Annotated in this window: 19 protein-coding genes and 1 pseudogene; 14 read left to right on the forward strand and 6 right to left on the reverse strand. The window is 38.1% G+C overall.

Annotated elements, in window-relative coordinates:
- Positions 1 to 97: 97 nt before the first annotated feature.
- Positions 98 to 997, reverse strand: coding sequence for a DNA-binding transcriptional regulator HcaR (gene hcaR, locus AW165_RS16695; protein ID WP_060466471.1), 900 nt, complete (start codon positions 995 to 997; stop codon positions 98 to 100).
- A gap of 266 nt (positions 998 to 1,263) precedes the next feature.
- On the opposite strand from hcaR, the gene hcaE reads away from it, so the two are divergent.
- The 9 genes and pseudogenes from hcaE to AW165_RS16740 all read left to right on the forward strand — a co-directional run bounded on the left by hcaE (position 1,264) and on the right by AW165_RS16740 (position 10,503).
- Entirely contained in the window at positions 1,264 to 2,667 is a 1,404-nt protein-coding gene (hcaE, locus tag AW165_RS16700; protein ID WP_060466472.1) for a 3-phenylpropionate/cinnamic acid dioxygenase subunit alpha, read from the forward strand.
- Positions 2,664 to 3,224, forward strand: coding sequence for a 3-phenylpropionate/cinnamic acid dioxygenase subunit beta (hcaF, locus tag AW165_RS16705; protein WP_060466473.1), 561 nt, complete (start codon positions 2,664 to 2,666; stop codon positions 3,222 to 3,224). Before hcaE ends, hcaF begins: the two co-directional genes overlap by 4 nt.
- The gene (gene hcaC, locus AW165_RS16710; RefSeq protein ID WP_060466474.1) at positions 3,224 to 3,550 is read left to right on the forward strand and encodes a 3-phenylpropionate/cinnamic acid dioxygenase ferredoxin subunit; all 327 of its coding nucleotides are present in this window, start codon (positions 3,224 to 3,226) and stop codon (positions 3,548 to 3,550) included. Before hcaF ends, hcaC begins: the two co-directional genes overlap by 1 nt.
- Before the next feature lie 2 nt (positions 3,551 to 3,552).
- Positions 3,553 to 4,368 carry a 3-phenylpropionate-dihydrodiol/cinnamic acid-dihydrodiol dehydrogenase gene (gene hcaB, locus AW165_RS16715; RefSeq protein ID WP_060466518.1) on the forward strand — a complete coding sequence of 272 codons (816 nt, stop codon included), beginning with the start codon at positions 3,553 to 3,555 and terminating at the stop codon, positions 4,366 to 4,368.
- Between the two features lie 62 nt (positions 4,369 to 4,430).
- Positions 4,431 to 5,387, forward strand: coding sequence for a 3-carboxyethylcatechol 2,3-dioxygenase (locus AW165_RS16720; protein WP_060466475.1), 957 nt, complete (start codon positions 4,431 to 4,433; stop codon positions 5,385 to 5,387).
- Positions 5,388 to 5,397: 10 nt separating this feature from the next.
- Positions 5,398 to 6,618, forward strand: coding sequence for a 3-phenylpropionate/cinnamic acid dioxygenase ferredoxin--NAD(+) reductase subunit (hcaD, locus tag AW165_RS16725; protein WP_060466476.1), 1,221 nt, complete (start codon positions 5,398 to 5,400; stop codon positions 6,616 to 6,618).
- A 420-nt stretch (positions 6,619 to 7,038) separates the two neighbouring features.
- The gene (gene mhpT / locus AW165_RS16730) at positions 7,039 to 8,247 is read left to right on the forward strand and encodes a 3-(3-hydroxy-phenyl)propionate transporter MhpT (protein ID WP_060466477.1); all 1,209 of its coding nucleotides are present in this window, start codon (positions 7,039 to 7,041) and stop codon (positions 8,245 to 8,247) included.
- Positions 8,248 to 8,415: 168 nt separating this feature from the next.
- Positions 8,416 to 9,605, forward strand: a pseudogene (locus AW165_RS16735) (MFS transporter).
- Position 9,606: 1 nt separating this feature from the next.
- Positions 9,607 to 10,503: a LysR substrate-binding domain-containing protein gene (locus tag AW165_RS16740; RefSeq protein ID WP_060466478.1), complete on the forward strand. Its 897-nt coding sequence runs from the start codon at positions 9,607 to 9,609 to the stop codon at positions 10,501 to 10,503.
- Positions 10,504 to 10,535: 32 nt separating this feature from the next.
- Here the strand turns inward: AW165_RS16740 and AW165_RS16745 are convergent, their stop codons facing one another.
- Positions 10,536 to 12,146 (reverse strand): bifunctional 3-(3-hydroxy-phenyl)propionate/3-hydroxycinnamic acid hydroxylase, encoded by a 1,611-nt coding sequence (locus AW165_RS16745; protein ID WP_060466479.1) that lies wholly within the window; start codon positions 12,144 to 12,146, stop codon positions 10,536 to 10,538.
- A 449-nt stretch (positions 12,147 to 12,595) separates the two neighbouring features.
- The gene (locus AW165_RS16750; RefSeq protein WP_060466480.1) at positions 12,596 to 13,492 is read right to left on the reverse strand and encodes a hypothetical protein; all 897 of its coding nucleotides are present in this window, start codon (positions 13,490 to 13,492) and stop codon (positions 12,596 to 12,598) included.
- Between the two features lie 328 nt (positions 13,493 to 13,820).
- Here AW165_RS16750 and AW165_RS16755 point away from each other — a divergent pair, with 328 nt between their 5' ends.
- From AW165_RS16755 to AW165_RS16765, 3 genes are all read left to right on the forward strand, one after another.
- Positions 13,821 to 14,651 (forward strand): alpha/beta fold hydrolase, encoded by an 831-nt coding sequence (locus AW165_RS16755; RefSeq protein WP_060466481.1) that lies wholly within the window; start codon positions 13,821 to 13,823, stop codon positions 14,649 to 14,651.
- Between the two features lie 157 nt (positions 14,652 to 14,808).
- Positions 14,809 to 16,047 carry an NADH:flavin oxidoreductase/NADH oxidase family protein gene (locus AW165_RS16760; protein WP_060466482.1) on the forward strand — a complete coding sequence of 413 codons (1,239 nt, stop codon included), beginning with the start codon at positions 14,809 to 14,811 and terminating at the stop codon, positions 16,045 to 16,047.
- A 15-nt stretch (positions 16,048 to 16,062) separates the two neighbouring features.
- The gene (locus tag AW165_RS16765) at positions 16,063 to 17,130 is read left to right on the forward strand and encodes a saccharopine dehydrogenase family protein (protein WP_060466483.1); all 1,068 of its coding nucleotides are present in this window, start codon (positions 16,063 to 16,065) and stop codon (positions 17,128 to 17,130) included.
- Between the two features lie 61 nt (positions 17,131 to 17,191).
- On the opposite strand, the gene AW165_RS16770 is transcribed toward AW165_RS16765, so the two are convergent.
- Both AW165_RS16770 and AW165_RS16775 read right to left on the reverse strand, forming a co-directional pair.
- On the reverse strand, positions 17,192 to 17,998 hold the full coding sequence (locus AW165_RS16770; protein WP_060466484.1) for a type 1 glutamine amidotransferase domain-containing protein: 807 nt from the start codon (positions 17,996 to 17,998) through the stop codon (positions 17,192 to 17,194).
- A 75-nt stretch (positions 17,999 to 18,073) separates the two neighbouring features.
- The gene (locus AW165_RS16775) at positions 18,074 to 18,490 is read right to left on the reverse strand and encodes a MerR family transcriptional regulator (protein ID WP_060466485.1); all 417 of its coding nucleotides are present in this window, start codon (positions 18,488 to 18,490) and stop codon (positions 18,074 to 18,076) included.
- A gap of 155 nt (positions 18,491 to 18,645) precedes the next feature.
- On the opposite strand from AW165_RS16775, the gene AW165_RS16780 reads away from it, so the two are divergent.
- Entirely contained in the window at positions 18,646 to 19,335 is a 690-nt protein-coding gene (locus AW165_RS16780; RefSeq protein WP_060466486.1) for a type 1 glutamine amidotransferase domain-containing protein, read from the forward strand.
- 202 nt (positions 19,336 to 19,537) lie between these two features.
- The gene (locus tag AW165_RS16785; RefSeq protein WP_081325743.1) at positions 19,538 to 19,906 is read left to right on the forward strand and encodes a hypothetical protein; all 369 of its coding nucleotides are present in this window, start codon (positions 19,538 to 19,540) and stop codon (positions 19,904 to 19,906) included.
- Between the two features lie 57 nt (positions 19,907 to 19,963).
- Here AW165_RS16785 and AW165_RS16790 read toward each other — a convergent pair whose 3' ends face one another.
- Positions 19,964 to 20,983 carry an MBL fold metallo-hydrolase gene (locus AW165_RS16790; RefSeq protein WP_060466488.1) on the reverse strand — a complete coding sequence of 340 codons (1,020 nt, stop codon included), beginning with the start codon at positions 20,981 to 20,983 and terminating at the stop codon, positions 19,964 to 19,966.
- Positions 20,984 to 21,020: the final 37 nt, after the last annotated feature.

Genomic DNA, 21,020 nt, shown 5'->3' on the forward strand with positions numbered 1-21,020 from the left:
TAGGAGAACTAACAGATTTCTCCTCCTCTTAAATTATAAATTTGTTTTTGTTGAATATTTTTAAATCATCTTAGACTTTTGTATTAACTTAAGGATTTTAAGACCGATTAATATTTAAGTAAAAAACTTTACTCAATAAATCGATAAACTCTTTAACACCCGAAGACTCAGCATCTTTTCTATAGCTGACATATAAATCTAAAAAAGGTAGATCAACATCTAAGGGGCGAGTGACAATATTATTTAAAGTTAATGGTTCTATATAACTAGGTAAAATGCCACAGCCTAACCCCATTCCTATTGAGTTAATATTAAATAAAATATTATGTGCAGTTTGAACAATATTAAATTTAATATTGTGTATTTCGGCAAAATTAAGAATTGTATGATGTAAAATTGAAGACTGTTCTGAAGATGGAATAATAAAGTCAATATTGTTTAAAAGCTTGACGGGTATACGTTCGTATTGTGCAAGTGGGTGATTTCGAGGAAGCAATAGCATTAGCGGTTCACGTAATACGAACTGGCTTTGTATTTCATCGTTATTTAAGTTATCCCTCATAAATGCAATATCAATGACTCCATTCTTTAATGCCTCCATTTGTTCGGTATTATTCATACTGCGTAATTCAATTTTGAGGTTTGGATTTTGTACCCGTAAACTTGGAAGAACAGATGGAAAAACTTTCATTTCTACTACTGGAACAAAACCAATCGTCAGTTGTTGTTTTTTAAATTTCGAAACTTGACGAGCCATTGCAATCGTTTTATCTGCTTGAGCTAACGTTAAACGCGCTTGCTCAAGAAATACGCTTCCTTCTTCGGTGAGTTCAACTTTACGTTTAGTACGATATAATAGTTTTACGCCAACCTCATCTTCGAGGTCTTTAATTTGTTGGCTAAGAGAGGGTTGGGCCGTGTAAAGACGAAGCGCCGCTTTACTAAAGTTAAGCTCTTCTGCGACCATGATAAAATAGCGTAAATGACGTAATTCCATATCAGTTGTGATCCAAAAATCCTCTTATTAACTTTAGCGGTTAATAAAGTATGCTAAATGGTTGAAAACCATAAATCCGTTTATAAAAAACTGCTGATGAGTATCAGGCAAAATTAATTTTAATATTTAAAACCTATAATGAATAATTCATAAAAAGTCTAATTTAAAACAAATAAAATATTTCACTTAAAACATTTAAAAAATCATTATCCATTCAAACTGAATTTTATGTTGTGCTTTTTTTGGCGGCAGCAGGAGTGCTTCTCATGAATGGAAAAATTGATGTGTGCGAAATCGATGCATTAGTCGACGCACAAAATGGACGTATCTCGCCATCTATTTACACAGACCCACAATTATACGAATTGGAGTTAGAACGTATTTTTGGACGTTGCTGGCTATTTCTTTGCCACGAAAGCCAAATTCCAAAATCAGGGGACTTTTTCAACACATATATGGGTGAAGATCCCATTATTGTTACTCGCCAAAAAGATGGTTCTATCAAGGCGTTATTAAATCAATGTCGTCATCGTTCTATGCGAGTCAGCTACGCCGATTGTGGTAATACACGTGCATTTACTTGTCCATATCATGGCTGGTCTTATGGGATTGATGGTGCGCTTAAAGATATTCCATTAGAAGGTGTTGCCTTCCCACATGGTGCTTGTAAAGAAAAATGGGGATTGCAAGAAGTTCCACGTGTTGCTAGCTACAAAGGTTTGGTTTTTGGATGCTGGGCTGATGACACACCTGAATTACTCGACTATATGGGTGATATTGCTTGGTATCTCGATGCAATGATTGACCGCCGTGAAGGTGGTTCAGAAGTTATTGGTGGCATTCATAAATGGGAGATTAACTGTAACTGGAAATTTGCAGCAGAACAGTTTGCTTCTGATCAATACCACGCGCCGTACTCGCATGCCTCAGCAGTACAAGTTCTAGGTGGTAAACCAAATGATGATGCATCTAAAGCATTAGGTAGCGCACAAACTGCACGACCAGTTTGGGAAACAGCAGAAAGCTGTGTGCAATATGGACAACGCGGTCATGGTTCCGGTTTCTTCCTGACTGAAAAACCAGATGCCAATTTCTGGGTAGATGGCCAAGTAGCAGATTACTTCCGTGAAACCTATGAGGAAACCAAAGAGCGTTTGGGCGACACACGTGCTTTACGCTTGGCTGGACATAACACCATGTTCCCAACTTTGTCTTGGTTGAATGGTATGACGACGATGCGTATTTGGCATCCACGTGGACCAGATAAAACCGAAGTTTGGGCTTTTTGTATTACAGATAAAGCAGCACCGCAGCACATCAAAGAAGCGATGGAGTTGAATGCTTGTCGAGCATTTGGCCCAGCTGGTTTTGCTGAAGCAGATGATGGTGAAAACTGGATTGAGATCCAGAAAGTGTTACGTGGTTATAAAGCGCGTAAAAGCAAGCTCATTATGGAAATGGGTCTTGGCAACGAAAAATACCGTGAGGATGGTATTCCGGGTATTACCAATCATGTTTTCTCTGAAACAGCAGCGCGTGGCATGTATCGCCACTGGGCAAACCTATTGATGCATGAAAAATGGGAAGATGTGCAACGTGCAGATGAGGCTTATGAACAAGAACTTTTGAAAAAAGCAGTTAAAAAAGACAAGAAGGAGCTTGTGAAATGAACCAGATCGTTGACTCATTGAAGCCACAGCCAGTATGGCGTTCTATCGGATTAGAACTGCATCACGACATTAGTCAGTTTTTATATGCAGAAGCACAATTGTTAGATGATTGGAAATTTCGAGATTGGTTGGATATTTTAAGCGAAGATATTTTATATACGCTCAAAACAACGACAAATGCTCAAACTCGCGATCGTCGTAAATGTATTGCACCACCGTCCACGTGGATTTATCACGATGACAAATTTGTGTTAGAGCGCCGTGTAGCAAAATTAGAAACAGGGATGTCGTGGTCCGAAGAACCGCCATCACGGACACGACACTTAATTACTAATATTCGAGTTGAAGCAACTGAGCAAGCAAATGAATATCAGGTTTCTAGCAATTATTTGCTTTATCGCTCGCAGAAAGAAAAAGATGTGTTGATTTATGTGGGTAAACGGGTTGATCTGATTCAAAAAGACGATAGCAGTAGCTTAGGCTGGAAAATTTCTAAACGCGATATCACCCTCGATCAAGCAACTTTGACTTCCCACAATATTACGGTGTTTTTCTAATGAGTAAGATTTTCGTTTGTCAGATTGATGAGTTAGATGAAGGCGAAGCCCTAAAAGTTGATTGTAATGTCGGGGATATTGTAGCAGTTGCAGTGTTTAACTTTAACGGTGAGTTTTTTGCCATGAATGATAAATGCAGTCATGGTAATGCCTCCATGTCTGAAGGCTACTTAGAAGATGATGGTACGGTTGAATGCCCACTCCATGCATCACGCTTTTGTTTAAAAACAGGTGTACCACAATGTGTACCAGCGACCGATCCAATTCAGACATTTCCAGTGGTAATTGAAGACGGCGCACTTTATGTTGAAATGATGGGAGCGTAATGATGGGCTGGCTAGAGGGTGAAGTTGCACTGATTACTGGTGGAGGTTCGGGACTAGGACTTGCATTGGTTGAGCGCTTTTTACAAGAGGGTGCACATGTGAGTGTATTGCAACGGTCTCAATCAAAAGTAGATGAATTGATCGCACGCTATGGTGACAAAATTGTAGCAGTGACAGGAGATGTGGCTAGTTTTGAAGATAACATTCGTGCCGTGCAAACTACCGTAGAACGCTTTGGAAAACTAGACTGTTTTATTGGGAACGCTGGTATTTGGGATCATTATGCTGACATCGTCAACATGAGCGGTGAACAGTTAAATACTGCTTTTGATGAAATTATGGGCATCAATACAAAAGGCTATTTGTTGGGTGCCAAAGCTGCTTTAGACGAGCTACTTAAAACCGAAGGTTCGATGATTTTTACCTTATCGAACTCGGCTTTTTATTCATCTGGTGGTGGGCCAATTTATACTGCCTCAAAACATGCTGGTGTAGGTTTAGTGCGTGAACTGGCCTATGAATTAGCACCTAAAATCCGCGTGAATGCGGTTTCTCCCTCTGGTATGAATGTCAATGTAAAGGGCGCTGCTTCGCTTGGGCAAGAAAATCTAGGGCTTCTTGATGCACGTGACCCAGAAAAAATTGGGCAAGGCATGCCACTGAAATTTTTACCAGAACCTGAAGATATGACGGGCTCTTATGTATTACTCGCATCTCGTCAAAATAACCGACCATTATCGGGTGTTTTTATAAATGCTGACTGTGGTTTGGGTATTCGTGGCTTACGCCAAGCGAACGCTGGTTTTTTTGATGCTTAATTTTAATCCGATATTAATGGACTAATAAGACAGCTAAAAACTGTCTTATTTCGGAGCTAATCATGACTGTTAAACTTATTTGCGCTTCTCATAGCCCGCTAATGGAATTTGCGTCTCCAGCAGAACAACACCAAGAACAAACGGTACGTAAGACGTTTGAAAAGCTCGCTGCAGAGGTCAAAGCATACGACCCAACTTTAATAATTGCCTTTGGACCAGATCATTTTAACGGCTTCTTTTATGATCTAATGCCGAGTTTCTGTGTGGGTGTCCGTGCAACAGCAGCAGGTGACTGGAATTATGGTCCCGGTGAGCTTAATGTGCCTGAAAACACAGCATTAAATTTAATTCGAAAAGTCCTTGATGAAGGTGTAGATGTTGCATATTCATATCGTATGCAAGCGGATCATGGTGTAACCCAACCGCTGCATTTTTTATGTGATGGTCAACTTAATCGTTATCCAACCATTCCAATATTTATTAATGGTGCTGCTGCGCCAATGCCTACGACAAAACGAACTATTGCTTTAGGACGAGCGGTTGGGGCTTTCATCAACTCAATTAATCTAGAAAATGAACGTATATTAATTTTGGGCACAGGTGGACTTTCACACGATCCACCAACCCCTCAAATGGGCTCTGCACCACCAGAAGTTGAAGACTTTCTAATTGCCGGACGTAACCCAACTGTTGAAGCTCGTAATACACGTCAGGCCAAAATCATTTCAGTTGGACAGCGTTTAGCGGCAGGTGACAAGAGCGTATCTGTTCCACTTAATCCAGAGTGGGACGAACAGTTATTGGAAAAATTCAAAAATGCAAACTTTGCTGCGCTTGAAAATATGACTGAAGATGAAATTCGCCGTGAAGGTGGGCGCGGGGGACAAGAAGTCCGAACTTGGATGGCTGCTTTTGCTGCACTACACACAGTGGGTGATTATGAAATGACCTTACATTGCTATGAACCAATCAGTGAATGGATTGCTGGCTTTGGCATAGTCTCTGCCGAGCTGAAATAAAGGGTAAGCAATGAATATTCAAACTATTGTCATTATTGGTGCCGGGCAAGCTGGTGCAAGCGCTATTTTAGAGTTACGTGCTAACAAATATGAAGGTCGAATTATTTTAATAGGTGATGAACCCCATTTACCTTATGAGCGTCCGCCTTTGTCTAAAGATATGATTCTCAGACCTGAACAAACTAAAATTGAGATTCTTTCTCAACAGAAACTAGAAGACCTAGGTGTTGAGTTCATTAAAGGTAATGCCGTTGTAAAGATTGTACCTGAACAACATCAAGTGATTTTGGAAAATGGTGAACACGTCTATTATGACAAGTTATTATTGGCAACTGGTGGTTCACCTCGCCGTCTTCCGGTTTTGGATGAGTTGGGTAAAAAGGTTTATACCTTACGGAATCTAGACGATTCACAAGCTTTAATTCCAGTTTTTCAGCCAAAGAATCGGATTGTATTGGTGGGCGGTGGAGTTATTGGTTTAGAGTTAGCGTCCAGTGCTCGTTTTAGAGACTGTCATGTAACTGTGCTAGAACAAAGCCCAATGATTATGGGGCGCTCGCCAGCCATAATTAGTGAATTTTTACTTGATCAGCATCGTAGTCGAGGTGTTGATATTCGACTCAACGTGAAAATTGCTGATACCGAACTGCGCGGCGAAGAAATTGTCATTCTATTGGAAAGTGGTGAAGAGATCATTGCCGATGCTGTGGTTTATGGCATTGGAATTGTACCAAATGCCCAATTGGCCGTAGACGCTGGTTTAGACGTAGATTTTGCTATTAAAGTGAATGAAAATTGTCAGACTTCCCATCCAGATATTTATGCTGCTGGTGATGTAGCAACACAACTACGTAATAATGGTCATTATATTCGTATAGAAACTTGGGAAAATGCTAATAACCAAGCGGGTACTTTTGCTCGTCATGTTATGCAGGTAGAGCATCCTAAAGTAAATCCATCATGGTTTTGGACGGACCAATATGACCTGAACTTTCAATTTATTGGAGATATGTCGGCAAAAGAGTGGCATATTCGAGGCAATATGAATCCGCAAGAAAATCAAAAAGTGGGATTTACCCTATTTGGATTAGATCAAGGCATTGTTGTTGCTGGTATTGCTGTTAATCAAGCTAAAGATGTGAGGCATTTAAAAAAATTGGTTTCTAGTTCTATCGCCTTTGATAAAGAAAAAATGCTAGATGTCTCAATTGAATTGCGAAAATTAATTTAAATAAAGTCGTTATACTAAAGACCTATTTAACGTTGAAAAGAAAAACCGTCATGATTATATGACGGTTTTTTTATGCCTGATTATAGATATCACATAGAAATTGAAAGCATTAATACTTAATTTGAACTGTATAATAACTTTTAACTATTGAAAAAGCAGTTTTGTTTCATCTAGATTAATATATTTTTTAGATATATAAATTTTAAAAGCTTGAAAATTTATCCCTAAATAGTTGAAATTTAATTTAATTTTTATACTTAACTATAAATGATTTGTCTAAGAATAAAATATATTAAAGAAAATAAAAAATTTTTCTTTTTTGTTTTTACGAATAAATAAAACTTAAGGCTAATGTCGAAATCAAAGTGATTAATAAATGATGTGTTGTGATTTTTCAAACTGATAGAAAAGGATTTTTCTATGAACCGTGCAGGAAATAAGCACTCTATTATTACGATCGCCATTTGTTTTCTAATCGCTGTGATTGAGGGAATTGATATACAGGCAGCTGGTATTGCGGCTGTTGGTATTCGAGAATCCTTTGGTTTAAATAGCTCTCAACTCGGTATTTTTTTTAGTGCAGGAATATTGGGTTTACTACCAGGCGCGTTAATTGGTGGACGTTATGCCGATCGTATTGGTCGTAAGATGGTATTGATCGGAGCTGTGGCTATTTTTGCTGTATTTACCCTTTTTACAGTCTGGGTAAATACTTTCTATACTTTGCTATTGGTACGCTTTCTTGCTGGAGCTGGTTTAGGAGCTGCAATGCCGAATTTGATTGCTCTTGTTTCAGAAGCTGTTTCTAACGAAAATCGTGGTCGTGCCGTTGGCCTAATGTATTGTGGTATGCCAATAGGAGCTATCTTAGTATCTTTGCTAGCAGCCTATGATGTAAGCGGTCACTGGCAAACGATTTTTTATGTAGGAGGAATTGTTCCATTGCTTGTGATTCCTCTTATGATCAAATTTTTACCAGAATCTCGAGAGTTTTTACAAACGAGATTTCAAGATAAATCGATTACACATATACAAAGCTCTTTTAAAAACCTTTTTCAAAATAATTATGCTTCGCAGACCTTATTACTGTGGGCAAGCTATTTCTTTACCTTGATGATTGTCTACATCATGTTGAGTTGGTTACCGTCTCTATTTATGGAGTTAGGATTCTCTCGTCAACAGGGCAGCTTAGCTCAAGTATTTTTCCAAATGGGAGCTGCCATTGGTACAGTTGTATTGGGTATCTTGATTGACCGCTGGAATAAAGCTTATGTGATTATACTTATGTACATAGGTATTTTAGCTGGTTTATTTAGTTTAAATGGAGCTGGAAATTTAACTGCAATGTATGCAGCCGCAGCCTTAATGGGAACATTTACCATTGGTGGTCAAGGCGTTTTATATGCTTTTGGAAGTATTGTGTACCCGACTGAAATCCGGGCAACTGGCGTAGGTAGTGCTGCAGCAGTTGGCCGTATTGGTGCAATGTTGGGTCCCGCAATTGCTGGTCAGTTACTTGCTATGGGAAGTGGTGCTACAGGTGTTATTTCCGCTGCTATTCCTGGAATTGTCATTTCAGCATTACTGATGCTTTTGGTGATTCGTCGATTACATCAGCAGACTAAATAACTCAAATAGAACAATGAAAAAAGCTCATATTTTCGGAGCTTTTTTCATTTATGAAACTATTCAAGAAACCTCAAATCTATTCACTGCAAGCTTAGAACAAATCAATCATTGTAAATGTCAGCTGAATTTACTTCGTGTTTTAAAAATAATCTTAATTGAGTAAGAGAAATGTACCCAGCTGCCCAGCAAAAGCTTTGGAATCGTTCATTTATCCTTTGTGTATTAAACAACCTTTTTTTATTCATTTATTACTATGCTTTGCTCACCATATTACCCCTTTATATTTTAAAAGAATTATCTGGTTCAATTGGTCAGGCAGGTTTGGCATTAACTTTATTTTTGATTTCATCGATTGCCATTCGTCCTTTTGCTGGTTTGATCATTGAACGTTTCGGCGAAAAAACAGTGTTGCGAGGTTCAGCATTACTGTTTGCATTTTTGGCCCTTGGTTATTTATGTGTAAATCAACTATGGATATTACTGATGATCCGGTTCGTGCATGGAATCTGGTTTAGTATTTTAACTACGGTCACCGTACCTATTGTGAATGAATTCATCCCAGAGCAGAGGAAATGCGAAGGCATGGGATATTTCGTCATGTCTACAAATTTAGCGGTTGTATTTGGGCCAATGATTGCGCTAGCTACTGTACGTTACACTAGTTTTTATAACCTATTTATTCTTCTCACTTTAATTGTGTGTCTAGGTTTGGTTTTTTGCTTTCTTATACCAGTTGTGTCGTTAAAAGATAGAGAGGTTGTTCAAGTAAAGCAAAAAATTAGCTTGAACGATATTATCGAAAGAAGAGTAGTTCCTATCGGTGTGATTGCTTTATTTATTGCAATGGCTTATTCAAGCATTATGAGTTTCATTAGTGTCTATAGCGAAACGAAACACCTACTTGCTGAAACAAGTATTTTTTTATTATCTTTGCAATATCAATGATTATCGCGCGTCCTTGGGTTGGCTATTCATACGATAAAAGAGGAGCTAACTCAGTGGTTTATCCTTCGTTTATTCTTTTTGCGGTAGGATTATTCTTGGTGAGTCAAATACAAACCCAGTGGGAATATTGGTTTGCTGCGGTTTTAATTGGTGCAGGGTACGGATCACTTTTTCCTGTTTTTCAAACGATGGCTATACAAACGGTTGAGAAAAACAGAATTGGGTATGCGGTTTCAACCTTTTTTACTTTATTTGATTTAGGGATGGCAATTGGTTCGGTTCTGGTAGGACTTATAATTGCTCAAATAGGCTATGAAAAAACTTACCAGTTGTGTGCATGGGTAACGATAATGACTTTATTTTTATATCGTTGGCTATGTGATCGAGATATAAAGACAAAAATTGGGATATGACATGGAATTACGTCACTTACGTTATTTTGTTGCGGTTGCTGAAGAGCTGAATTTTACAAAAGCAGCATTACGAATGCATACGGTACAGCCTTCGCTCAGTCAACAAATTAAAGATTTAGAAGATGAAGTTGGTGTTCAGCTTTTTATACGCAGTAAACGAAAAGTCGAGCTTACAAAAGCAGGGGAAGTTTTTTTTAAAGAAGCTTTGATTATATTAGAGCACACAGAGAAAGCGATTAGCTTGGCTAGACAAACTGCAAAAGTTGAACAAGAACAATTAAATATTGGCTTTGTTCCAGTCGCTGAAATGAAAGTTTTTCCTTATATCATGCCGAATATTAGAGCGCATTTCCCTGAGCTTAAAATTGATTTTCAAAGTTTAACTGATGATGTTCAACTACAGGCGCTTAAAAAGGGGGAAATAGATATTGCTTTTACGCGTTATGCGGCAAATACAGATGAACTGGTTTCTATTCAAATCTTCCAAGAGCCACTCACTTTAATTATTCCTAAAAACTCGCCAGAAGCACAGCAAGAATGCATTAGTATAAAAAGTTTTGAGCATCATAATTTTGTGATGTGTAATGAAGAAGCCTCACCTGAGCTTTATCGAATTATTGATGGTTTTTTTAAAAAATCTAAACTTAATATTCATATTGTGCAGCATTCAACCAACATCTTACTCAATGTTAATTTAGTTGGAATGGAAATTGGTTGGAGCCTTGTTCCTCAGTATGTTATCCCATTGTTAGGGGATAAAATTCTAGTTAAAAAGACTGTAGAACCTTTACCAATGATAGGTCTATATGTTTCTTATCGCAAAGATCATGTAAACAAAGCTATAGATTTAATTTTGGATGTACTTAAAAAACAGTTTCATCTAAATTTTGCATTTTAAAAAAGCCATTCTAAAGAATGGCTTAATTATATTTAGTTGATCAAATACATTTTTTGGAACAGCTCTTCACTTATACTATTTACAGTTTGAGGAATAGCGAGCCCTGCAATAAAACGGTCAGGTCTTAAAATCACCATAGATTGATTTGTTTGGCTAAACCATGAGCGAATTTCAGTGTCTACATCACCAATGGTAATTACATGTTCGTCAGAAGATCGATTCGGGGCGTCTAACTGAACCGCAGGTATGACTTGAATAAATTTAATGCCTAATTTAGCCCATTTTTTCATACTATTTGGTGCGATCCCCCAAGTAGGATTTACTCCCCAAGCAAGAATGGCAAAGTTATTACCAATCACTTCGTCGAGTAAAACTTTGTCTTTATTTTCAAGCTGAACATGAGGCTGGATGAACATCTTGCCAACAGGTGTATTTTTTTCTGGAAAAGGTGCCAATATGCCTTGATGATATTTCGGCATGGGTTTAAAACGCATTTCTAACAAATAACGTTTTATTGGTTGTATGTAATTTAGTACATAAGCAATACCGTCACGAACAACACCTTGCCATTTCTTTGGTGGAGCAAGAACATGTCCTGCCAAAACAGATAAATTAATCATGGCTTGAGCGTGGTCTTTTCTTTCTAGTTGGTAACTGTCTAGAATCTCTGGCTTTGCAATTTTTTTAATGACTAATGCCATTTTCCAAGCAAGATTAAAAGCATCACGCATGCCACTGTTGTAACCTTGACCTTGCCATACAGGCATAATATGCGCTGCATCTCCAGCTAATAAAATACGGTCTACACGAAAACGATCTGCAATGCGTGCATTATGAGTATAAACACGTTGACGTATCACTTCGATATTGTCCGTATGAGGTAAAACTTTACTCAATAAACGATTAATATTTTCGGGTTTACTCAATTCTTCCTGAGTCTCTCCAGGCATTACCATAAACTCAAAACGACGAATACCATGTGGTAAAGCAGCCGATACATAAGGACGTACTGGATCACAGCATAAATATACATGAGGCGTCGCCAGTGGATCGTTGGCAAGGTCAATAACAATCCATTGGTTTGGAGCAGTTTCACCCTCAAAATTAATGTTAAGTGTACGGCGTACAAATGAATTTCCACCATCGCAAGCAATTAAATACTGCGCTTGAACAGTTTCCTGCTTTTGATCTTTAGTCGTTAAATTTAACGTTACATGGTCTTTGTCTTGAGAGAAGCTATTTAATTGACGTGAAAAACGCACCTCTGTGGTTGGATAGGCTTCTAAACCTTCCAGTAAAACACGGTCAACTTGGGGTTGGATAAATGCATTACGACGTGGCCAGCCAAATTCGCGAGTCATAGGCTGAATATCCGCAAAACAGCGACCTTTAGGGGTCAAAAACCGCATAGCATGATTAGGGGTAGTGTGCGGTAAAACTTGTTTGATTAAACCTACTGACTGAATCGTGCGTAATGATTCATCATCAATACCAATCGCTCTTGGATAATCAATGAGTTGGTCTAGTTGTTCAATAACAGTAACTTGTACACCTTGTTTACTTAAATAATTTGCAATTGTTAACCCAACTGGGCCTGCACCTAAAATTGCAACTTCCGTGGTGTGATGTTGAGTCTGATTCACAGTAAATATCCCTTACTATCAAGTTTTCTTATTAATATCAAAATTGAAACAAAGCTAAATTTAATCGATAGTTTAATAAGATGATTTTTTGAAGGGTAATGTATACATTTTTTATTTTAATACATTGTATTTAAATGTTTTTTCATTATTTTGTAATAGGTTTTTTAAATCCAATCATTGTTTTAAATTATATATTATTGCATGGAGATTGAGAGCGACGTTTAATCAACCTTTTCATTTACCATTATTTTCATCTAACTATTTTCGTAAAAGTATAAAACTCAGTACTAGAAGAGATATCAACCTCTGATTTATCACAGATTTGGATGTTACATTTTTTTAAACATGCTATTTTTTATGACTCCTGAATTGTGAAATTACCAGAAAAGCAATCTAAAAATAAAAAGAGACCATAAATTGGTCTCTTTTTGATATTTCGAATAATAAACCTATAGTGGAGTAGGCAAATTAAGGGCCACCTGAGCATCCTCAATAACATCTAAGCGTAAAATTTTTGAAGCTCCTAATTCATTTAGCAACGTAGTTAAAGGCCCCTCATTTTTCTCGAGTTGAACATTCTTTGGAAAAAGCTTTTGCGCAAAAGAAAGAATATTAGATTGAACGTCTGTTCGGTGCCACTTCCCATCAACTACATGTAGCATGGTTGCTTTATTAATATGTGTTTCAGAATCGACATGTTTTAAAGTAGGAACAGCAGTTTTTAAACTTAAATCTAGTTTTCCATTAAGATCAAAAATATTGGCTTGAGCTTCTTTTGAATTAATGTCGACATCAATTTTAGTTAACCATTTTGGTAGTTGGTAACCATATACACCACGGACTCTGGCGATTTCAGTATCAACAGGCAAAGCTAAAACATGCGCATAAAAATGACGTTGACGCATCGATTTCATTAACTCTGCAATATGTGAACCACGAGCATTAGGTTGACGTACGATAATCGCAATCGATACTTCGTTATAAGGGTCATTGTCACAAACTGAATAGGTAAAGAATGTGACGGCGACCAAACCATAGCCCGGAAATGGTTGTAACGGCGTTAAAGCAGCGGGAAGTTTTGCTTTAATTTGCTTAATCGGAGCAAGCATTAACAACTGAACATTTGCACTACGATAATAAAAGTTGGGTGCCCAAACAGGACCTACTCGGGATTCCACGATTTTTTTAGGAATATTGCGGAAAAAGTCGATATTGCCAGCAGCTGGATCTTGAGCCACTTTGTCTAGGTCAGGATTCATTCTAAAGCGGTCATAATAACCACCTTTGGGTACTTTGACTTTTTGTTGCCCAAATTCAACCTCAGTAAATTGTTGTTTTATATTCATTGGAGTTCACCTTTACATTAATTGACCGAGTAGCTAATGCTGTATATTTTAAGACGTGTTAATTAATAGCCAATATGGGCACTATAAGTTTAAAGCTAACTTTAAAGTCAAGGCTTTAATTTTGATATGTCAAATCTTTGACATTTAAAAGAAATAAAATAAAAACAATTGAAGATTAAAAAGATACAAACTTGATGAGCGTCTTCATATAAATTTTATTTTTAAAAGATGATTAATATAGTTGACCTTAAAGTTAACTTTAAGATTAGTATAAATATTCAATCCTTTATAACGAATCAACAAGCAGTTTTTCACCAGGAGAACAAAGATGGGATATGTAACCACAAAAGACGGCGTAGAAATTTTCTATAAAGATTGGGGACCACGTGATGCCCAAGTTTTATTTTTTCATCATGGATGGCCTTTAAGTTCAGATGATTGGGACACACAGTTGCTTTTTTTCCTTAAAGAAGGTTTTCGTGTAGTTGCTCATGATAGACGGGGGCATGGACGTTCAAATCAGGTGTGGGATGGTCACGATATGGACCACTACGCAGATGACGTTGCAGAAGTGGTTAAACATCTGAATATTAAAAATGCAATTCATATTGGCCACTCAACAGGTGGCGGTGAAGTAGCTCACTATATTGCGCGTCATGGTCAGGAAAATGTTAAGAAAGCTGTTCTTGTGAGTGCCGTTCCGCCACTGATGGTTAAAACTGAAAATAATCCTGAAGGTTTACCAAAAGAAGTTTTTGATGATCTGCAAAATCAGGTTCTCACAAACCGTGCGCAATTTTTCCGAGATCTTCCATCTGGCCCGTTCTATGGTTTTAACCGACCAAATGCGAAACCATCTGAAGGTATTATTGCTAACTGGTGGCGTCAGGGTATGACGGGCAGTGCAAAAGCGCATTACGATGGTATTGTGGCATTCTCACAAACTGACTTCACCGAAGATTTAAAGAAAATCACCATTCCTGTTTTGGTGTTGCATGGCGATGACGACCAGATCGTACCTTATAAAACTTCTGGCGTAAAATCTGCTGAGTTACTCCCAAATAGCCAACTCAAAATCTACCCAGGTTTTTCTCACGGCATGTTAACTGTAAACCATGAAGTGATTAACGCTGACTTATTGGCATTTATTCGCGAATAATTTCAAGCTTTAATCTTTTAAAAAGAGGCACATTGAGTGCCTCTTTTTTATATAAAAATAATGAACTCAATTGATTCAATATAGAAATAAGAAAAGATATTGACATTAAAGTTAGCTTTAATCTTAGAGTAAAGCCATTCTGAATGAGGTCATTCCAATGAAAGTGTTCGAAAAATTAGTATTCCCAAATAGTTCATATGTTCTTAACCGTATTGCTAAAGCGGCAATGGAAGAAAATATGGCTGATTTAAATCATGCACCATCAGAAGAATTAATGCGTTTATATCAGGCTTGGGCAAATGGTGGCGTAGGTCTAATTATTACTGGAAATGTGATGGTAGACCGCCGAGCGATGACTGGACCGGGCGGCGTAGTGCTTGAAGATGAAAAGCATCTGGATACTTTTAAAAAATGGGCACAAATTGGTCGTTCAAAAGGCGCTCAGATTTGGCTTCAAATTAACCATCCGGGGCGTCAAATGCAAGCGAACCTTGGTCAGCAGACTTGGGCGCCATCGGCTATTTCACTTGATCTTGGCAAAATGTCAAATCGCTTTAATACGCCAATTGAAATGACTGAATCTATGATTGCCGAGGTGATTCAGCGTTTTGCAAACACGGCGCGTTTAGGTGAAAAAGCAGGGTTTACTGGTGTAGAAATTCATGCAGCACATGGTTACTTATTAAGCCAGTTTCTTTCACCACTCAGCAATAAACGCCAAGATCAGTGGGGTGGTTCTTTAGAAAATCGCGCTCGTATTTTAATTGAGATTGTGGAAGCAGTTCGTAAAGTCGTTTCGCCTACGTTTACTGTTGCAGTAAAACTGAACTCAGCCGATTTCCAACGCGGTGGATTTAGCGCTGAAGATGCTCAACAAGTAGTTAAAATGCTAAATGAACACGCTGTAGATTTGGTTGAACTTTCAGGCGGTAGCTATGAAGCACCTGCCATGCAAGGTCAAGCACGTGATGGCCGTACTCTTGCTCGTGAAGCTTATTTTTTAGAATTTGCGCAAGAGATTCGTAAAGTTGCCAAAATGCCTGTTATGGTGACAGGTGGTATACGCCGTAAACAAGTGGCAGAAAAAGTAGTTGAAAGCGGTGTAGATATGGTCGGTATTGCCACAGCTCTAGCGATTGAACCTAATTTGCCAAATGCTTGGAAACAAGGCCAGAATCTTACTCCTGAATTAAAACCGATTACTTGGAAGAACAAAACACTTGCTTCACTTGCCAATATGGCGGTGGTCAAATTCCAGTTACGTAATTTAAGCTCTGGTAAAAAAACAAAACCAAATGTTTCACCAGCTTGGGCTTTAATTTTGCAACAATCAGCGATGTCATGCCGTACCCGCCAATACAAAAAAGGCATGCGTGACTATTCATTTGCTTCTTAATAAGTGAGTTGTGTTATGACAAATCCTAACGATTCAAACTGGATAATTTATGGAGCAAATGGCTACACGGGCGAGTTAATCGCTCGTGAAGCTGTACGCCAAGGTCTAAAACCAACTCTGGCTGGTCGTAACAAAGCTAAGGTTGAAACATTAGCTCAAGAGCTGGGACTCAGCTATAAAGCTTTTGGGCTGGATAACATAGATGCGGTAAGTGAACAACTCCAAGGCTTTAAATTGGTGATGCACTGTGCAGGGCCATTTTCAGCAACATCAAAACCCATGATGGAAGCTTGTATAAAGGCTGGTGCTCACTATCTAGATATTACTGGTGAAATCGCCGTATTTGAATTGGCACAGTCACTTAACAGTCAAGCTGAAAAAGCCGATGTTGTGCTTTGTCCTGGTGTCGGTTTCGATGTGATCCCGACAGATTGTGTTGCCGCTGCACTGAAAGAAGCATTGCCAGATGCGACCCATTTAGCACTTGGTTTTGACTCTAGAACAGGGTTTTCACCGGGTACTGCTAAAACAAGTACAGAAGGCATGGCCGAAGGCGGAAAAATTCGTAAAAACGGAAAAATTACCACCGTTCCATTAGCCCATTATGTGCGTACCATTGATTTTGGTGACGGTAAAAAAAGTGCCATGAGTGTTCCATGGGGAGACGTATCTACAGCGTTCTATACAACAGGTATTCCAAACATTGAAGTATTTGTACCTGCATTTCCCAAAATGATTATGGGCGCGAAAATGATGAACTATTTACGCCCAGTATTAAAACTAAATGCTGTACAGAAGTTTATTAAATCGCGTATTGAAAAAACGGTTGTTGGGCCAAATGAGGAACTTCGCGCAAAAGTACCCACCTATGTTTGGGGTGAAGCAAGAAATTCACGTGGGGAAATCAAAACCGCCCGTATCCAAACGGAAAACGCTTATAGCCTTACGGTAAATGGTTCACTGACTGTAGTGAATTATTTGCTCAAAAATACCGTTAAGGGTGGTACATACACACCTGCAAAATTGATGGGTTATAAGCTAGTGACCGAACTACCGGGTTCTGGTCCACTGGTTATTACTTAAAAGAAAAGCCAATTAGAGAGTTAATCTGTAATTGGCTTTTCAATATGGATGTTTTATCAATTTATTGAATGGTACTTAAACGTTTCACAACTGCCTCGGCAATTTCTTTACTCGACTGAGGGTTTTGTCCAGTAATAATTCTGTCGTCTGAAACCACATATGAGGTAAACGGAATAAATGCTTCCTTGTATTTTGCTCCACGTTCAATAAGTCCATTTTGTAAAGAAAAAGGAACTTGAGACTTAATGCCTGAAAGTGTTTCTTCAATATTTGCAAAACCAGTCACGGTTCTATCTGCAATTAAGGATTTGCCGTTTTCATCCTGTAAAGGTAATAAACCGCCTACGCCGTGACATACTGCTGAAACGACTCCACCTTCGTGATAGATTTGTTCGCTAATGTTTTGCAAGGCTTTATTGTTTGGAAAATCCCACATGGTGCCGTGGCCACCAGTATAGTAAATGGCTTTGTATTGCGAAGGATTAATCGCGCTTGCACCTAACGTTGTTTTTAACCGCTGCATAAATGCTGGGTCGGCTAAATGCTGACGGGCAGATTTGTCTAGGTAAATGGACTTTAAACTACGTTCATCTAGTGGTACTTCACCACCTAAAGGACTTACAAAATCCATTTCATAGCCAGCAGCTAAAGCCACATCGTAAAAATGAGTGAGTTCGGTTAGCCAAAGTCCTGTTTTATCCGAACGAGAAGGGTAAGCCGAGTGATTGGTCATTACGACTAAAATTTTTCCCTTTGCTTTGTTAAGGCTTTGAGCTTTATCTGACTCTGCGGCATGTACCACATGTGTAGTCAAAAAAATGGCAAAAATAATGGTTAACCAACGCTGAAAATTCCAAACTTTAAACATGACAGGTCCTCATTCATCACCTGTAGCCAATCGTATGTTTAAAGCACACTTTAAGGTCAATAGGTCTCGAAGAAATTACGGTGTTTTTGCTTTGTCGAAATAAAGTGTCATGAGCCGTTCTGCATTTTGCTCGCAGGTAATTTCATCAGGTTTGTCATTAATGGCATTAATCATGGTACGTAAGTTTTGTTTACTCACCTTGAGTTTTTGTTCTAAAAGTTCTATTTCCTGAATTTTTAATTCAATTGTTTGAATAAGGGCATCATGGTTCCAAGTGGCAACTTTTGAAGGCAAAAAAGCTTTAATTTCTGCTAAAGAAAAACCAACTTGCTGGGCTTGTTGGATAAGAGAAAGTTGTTTTAAATCGTTATCGGTATATTCACGGTAACCATTCGATTTTCTTTTTGCTTTAGGTAAGAGTTTGATTTGCTCGTAGTAACGAATTGTAGGGGTGCTTAAGCCGCTTAGTTTCGATAACTCGCTAATATTCATGGCACAGACTCTATTGACATTCAAGTTAACTTTAGACTTATAGTAGTGTAAAAGCAAGGTTCATAACTTTACTAACCACACACTTTCATTAACAGCTTTATATGCTTTGATAGATGAAAGAATAGAATTATAAATATGAAAAATGAGGTGAGAAAATGTCTAAACGCATATTACACGTCGTCACCAATGTTTCACGCTATAAGGATGTAGATGAACCAACAGGGCTGTGGTTAGGCGAACTCACCCATGCCTATGATGAATTTGAAAAGCAAGGTTACATACAAGATATTGTTAGCCCAAATGGCGGTAAAACTCCAATTGAACCTAAGTCACTTTTGCCTTTAGTTGCAGATAAGTCTGTTAAAGACCGAGAAAAAGATCAATCTTTTATTATGCTGCTAGCAAATACATTTAAGCCTTCCGATATTCATTGGCAAGATTATGACGTAATCTATTACACAGGTGGTCACGGTGTGATGTGGGATTTTTTAGATAACCCTGAACTTCAAGAAATCACCAAAAATATTTATGAAAATGGCGGCATCGTTTCGAGTGTTTGTCACGGATATTGTGGCTTGCTCAATGTAAGACTTTCAAATGGCGAGCGACTGATAAAAGATAAGAAGTTAACAGGCTTTGCTTGGAGTGAAGAGGTCTTGGCCGGAGTGGCAAAAAAAGTGCCGTACAATGCCGAAGAGTTAGCGAAAGAATACGGCGCTCATTACGAGAAAGCTTTTATTCCCTTTGCACCACATGTTGTTCAAGACGGCAAGTTAATTACTGGTCAAAACCCGTTTTCAGCTAGAAAGACGGCTTTAGCGATTATAGAAGCTTTAAATGTTTAACTTCTTATGTTTGAAAATGTGGTGGTTAACTCCACTACATTTTCTTTACTCAGCTTAAAATAAATTAAAAACTGGGCATAAAGGTACTACTTAAAAGATTATAATTAATTTTAATATATTGTTTTATGTGGATGTATTTAAAACATCCTATTTAAATAAAAATAGTTTTTACATAGCACGATGAATGAATAAGAGAGTTGTTTTGAAAATTGAATTTATTATTAGATGTATTTATGCACTTTGTCTTATCGGTGCAGGGTTCAATCATTTACAAACAGTTCTAATGCACGGTTTGTTTTGGGACTATAACAATGCACCACTATTTACCTGTATTTATTGGACATCTTTAACGTTTATTGATCCACTTGCAGCAATTCTTCTATTTTATAGACCTCGTATCGGCTTAATTCTAACTTTTCTCATTATATTTAGTGATGTCATTCACAACACTTGGATTACATTAAAAGTGGGCCGAGACTTGCTGAATTATATGTATATTTCTCAATTTTTATTTCTGGTTTTTGTTTTATGCACAATTAAGTTTCCTTGGAAGGCACATAAGACAAGTTAAAATATTAAGATTGGAGAGCAAAAGCATTCTTTTACTCTCCAAATAATTTCTTCAAACTTACGAACGCCACCAATAATTTTCGACATGTGGTTCATTAAGATTCAAGAGTTCACCCATTTGCGGTGTGCTAATGGCTAAATTATTTTCTTTAGCTAAACCGACAATACGTTCAAACGGGTCGTCCCAAGCATGAAGCGCCAAGTCAAAAGTACCGTTGTGTACAGGCAACAAATGATGACCTTTTAAATCGATATGTGCTTGTAAAGTTTGCTCTGGCTGCATGTGAACATCAGGCCATTCTGGGTCATAAGCACCAGTTTCTAACATGGTTAGATCGAAGGGGCCATAACGATGTCCAATCTCTTTAAATCCATCAAAATAGCCTGTGTCACCGCTAAAAAATACACGTAAGTCATTATCAATAATCACCCACGAAGCCCAAAGGGTCGCATTACTATCGCCCATACCACGGCCTGAAAAATGATGAGCAGGGGTAGCCACCAATTTTAGTCCATCTACATGGGTAGTATCCCACCAATCAAGTTGTTGAACTTTTTCTGCTGGAATTCCCCATTTAATGAGTGTGTCACCCACACCAAGTGGTGTTAAGAAATGCTCAACTTTATCGTTAAGCTGCATCACTGCATGGTAGTCGAGGTGGTCGTAGTGGTTATGCGACAAAATCACGCCTTTAATGGGCGGTAAGTCAGCAATACTAATTGGTGGTTGGTGGAAACGTTTTGGTCCAAGCCACTGAAAAGGTGATGCACGCTCTGAAAAAACTGGGTCGGTTAACCAAAATTCATTTTGCAGTTTTAGTAAGATAGTTGAGTGGCCCAAACGAAATAGAGAGCGATCGGGTGCACTTAATAACTGCTCTTTCGACAAACTTAAAACAGGAATTGCTTTGTTTGGAACGGTATCTTTAGGTTTGTTAAATAGAAACTTCCACATGAGTTGAAGCGTTTTGCCAAACGAAGGCTGGTGTTGGTTCGGACGTGTATTTCTAAATTTGCCATTGTGTTGCTGTGATGGCATTAAGGGAGTAGGCAAGTCTGTTGTGTTTGAAATAGTCATTTTATTTTTCCTTATTGGAACAAACCTATATGTACAA

This window comes from Acinetobacter sp. LMB-5 (assembly GCF_001541635.1).
Lineage (GTDB): Bacteria > Pseudomonadota > Gammaproteobacteria > Pseudomonadales > Moraxellaceae > Acinetobacter > Acinetobacter pittii.

Excerpts from the sequence above, each read along its gene's own strand:
- hcaR (WP_060466471.1), bottom strand. The coding sequence starts at position 997 with ATGGAATTACGTCATTTACGCTATTTTATCATGGTCGCAGAAGAGCTT.
- hcaE (WP_060466472.1), top strand. The coding sequence starts at position 1,264 with ATGAATGGAAAAATTGATGTGTGCGAAATCGATGCATTAGTCGACGCA.
- hcaF (WP_060466473.1), top strand. The coding sequence starts at position 2,664 with ATGAACCAGATCGTTGACTCATTGAAGCCACAGCCAGTATGGCGTTCT.
- hcaC (WP_060466474.1), top strand. The coding sequence starts at position 3,224 with ATGAGTAAGATTTTCGTTTGTCAGATTGATGAGTTAGATGAAGGCGAA.
- hcaB (WP_060466518.1), top strand. The coding sequence starts at position 3,553 with ATGGGCTGGCTAGAGGGTGAAGTTGCACTGATTACTGGTGGAGGTTCG.
- AW165_RS16720 (WP_060466475.1), top strand. The coding sequence starts at position 4,431 with ATGACTGTTAAACTTATTTGCGCTTCTCATAGCCCGCTAATGGAATTT.
- hcaD (WP_060466476.1), top strand. The coding sequence starts at position 5,398 with ATGAATATTCAAACTATTGTCATTATTGGTGCCGGGCAAGCTGGTGCA.
- mhpT (WP_060466477.1), top strand. The coding sequence starts at position 7,039 with ATGAACCGTGCAGGAAATAAGCACTCTATTATTACGATCGCCATTTGT.
- AW165_RS16740 (WP_060466478.1), top strand. The coding sequence starts at position 9,607 with ATGGAATTACGTCACTTACGTTATTTTGTTGCGGTTGCTGAAGAGCTG.
- AW165_RS16750 (WP_060466480.1), bottom strand. The coding sequence starts at position 13,492 with ATGAATATAAAACAACAATTTACTGAGGTTGAATTTGGGCAACAAAAA.
- AW165_RS16755 (WP_060466481.1), top strand. The coding sequence starts at position 13,821 with ATGGGATATGTAACCACAAAAGACGGCGTAGAAATTTTCTATAAAGAT.
- AW165_RS16760 (WP_060466482.1), top strand. The coding sequence starts at position 14,809 with ATGAAAGTGTTCGAAAAATTAGTATTCCCAAATAGTTCATATGTTCTT.
- AW165_RS16765 (WP_060466483.1), top strand. The coding sequence starts at position 16,063 with ATGACAAATCCTAACGATTCAAACTGGATAATTTATGGAGCAAATGGC.
- AW165_RS16770 (WP_060466484.1), bottom strand. The coding sequence starts at position 17,998 with ATGTTTAAAGTTTGGAATTTTCAGCGTTGGTTAACCATTATTTTTGCC.
- AW165_RS16775 (WP_060466485.1), bottom strand. The coding sequence starts at position 18,490 with ATGAATATTAGCGAGTTATCGAAACTAAGCGGCTTAAGCACCCCTACA.
- AW165_RS16780 (WP_060466486.1), top strand. The coding sequence starts at position 18,646 with ATGTCTAAACGCATATTACACGTCGTCACCAATGTTTCACGCTATAAG.
- AW165_RS16790 (WP_060466488.1), bottom strand. The coding sequence starts at position 20,983 with ATGACTATTTCAAACACAACAGACTTGCCTACTCCCTTAATGCCATCA.